At 39.9% G+C, this 964-nt stretch carries 1 pseudogene; it reads left to right on the top strand.

Annotated elements, in window-relative coordinates:
• Positions 1-811, top strand: a pseudogene (locus tag BQ7314_RS00065) (dentin sialophosphoprotein); the annotation flags it as partial.
• Between the last annotated feature and the right edge of the window lie 153 nt (positions 812-964).

Below are 964 nucleotides of genomic sequence, written 5' to 3'. Positions count from 1 at the left end.
TAATACGGATGTAGCTGTATCAGATGTGTTAAATGATAAAAGTGCTAACGATAGCAATGATGATAACAGTACTACCGATGTAGGTAATACGGATGTGGCTGTGTCAGATGTGTTAAATGATAAAAGTGCTAACGACAGTAATGACAATAATAGCAAGACCGATGTGGGTAATACGGATGTTGCTGTAACTGATGTACTGAATAATAAGAGTACTCGTGATAGCAATGATGATAACAGCGATAACAGTACTGTAGATAGTAATGATAACTTAAGTGATAACAGCTATGCATCGGCAACTGATGCCGCAGCTAATAATGGCAGTACAGCAATGTCAGATCGTAGTGATAATAGCTCTGCTAGTGCAATGGGTATTGGTTCGGCCTCTGCAAATGGTGGTGGGAATGCAATTGTAGATAGCAGTGATAATAGTACTACCAATATAGATAATAGCTATGCAACTGCTTCTGATCGTAGTGCGGCAGCAAATGGTGGTGGTAATGCAAGTGTTGACAATAGTGATAATAGCGTTAATACCGCTTCATCTGCCTCTTATGGTTCGGCGGCAACTATTACAGGTGATGCAACTTCTGATTATTCAGTAAATACAGCGTCTTTAGATGGTTCAGTAACAGGTGCTGGCTTTGGTGATTTTTTGGAACAGCCTAGTGGGGTCACTTGGTCTGGAAATAACAATGTAACTGATTCATTTAATGGTGCTGCTGGTATTAATCAGAATGCACAAAATCTCGGTGGTTCTTCTTTGATACAGCAAGGCGTAGCCATAAGCGGAACGGTTAATGTTGGGCAATAAGATCATGGTTATTGTTAGCTATTAACAACAGGAACACGAAGAATAGTGAGTGCTAAGGAATGTGCATGAAATAACTTAGGCAACTTATAAAGTTGTTGCGTCAGGAATGGCAGTATAATTCCATTGCCTCAGGTGCTCATCAAATACAATTCG

It is taken from the genome of methanotrophic endosymbiont of Bathymodiolus puteoserpentis (Logatchev) (assembly GCF_900128525.1).
Taxonomy (GTDB): domain Bacteria; phylum Pseudomonadota; class Gammaproteobacteria; order Methylococcales; family Methylomonadaceae; genus Methyloprofundus.
The sequence above is the reverse complement of the archived record's forward strand: the minus strand, read 5'-3'. Positions and strand labels throughout refer to the sequence as shown.